General features: G+C 55.9%; 1 protein-coding gene. It reads right to left on the bottom strand.

The features are described 5' to 3' along the window. Positions 1 to 413, bottom strand: a 413-nt coding sequence (locus tag E0E02_RS09380) for a neutral zinc metallopeptidase (RefSeq protein ID WP_206282034.1), incomplete at both ends; no start/stop codon positions are given.

Raw genomic sequence — 413 nt, 5'->3', positions numbered from 1 at the left:
GTATTACATTGCGCCGGGTCACCGCTGTCAAATCCACGCTTAAACCAGCTGTAGCGCTGTTCTGAGGTGCCGTGAGTAAAACTATCCGGCACGACGCGCCCCTGCCCCTGTTGCTGTAAGCGATCGTCGCCGATAGCCTGTGCAGCATTGAGCGCCTCTTCCAGATCGCCCGCCTCCAGTACGCCTTGCTGCTGCATACTGTGTCCCCACACGCCGGCAAAGCAATCCGCCTGTAGCTCCATGCGCACCGAAAGGCGATTCACCTCCGTTTGCGACGCGTTTTGCTGCAACTGGCGTACTTTCGGCTCAATACCTAACAGTTTTTGTACGTGGTGGCCGACTTCGTGGGCGATGACATAACCCTGGGCAAAATCACCGTCCGCGCCCAGCTTATTTTTCATATCATCGTAAAA

The sequence above is a fragment of the Streptococcus sp. KCJ4932 genome, from assembly GCF_004352745.1.
In the GTDB taxonomy this organism is placed as follows: Bacteria; Bacillota; Bacilli; order Lactobacillales; family Streptococcaceae; genus Streptococcus; species Streptococcus ruminicola.
This window is presented reverse-complemented; position numbering and strand designations above follow the sequence as displayed.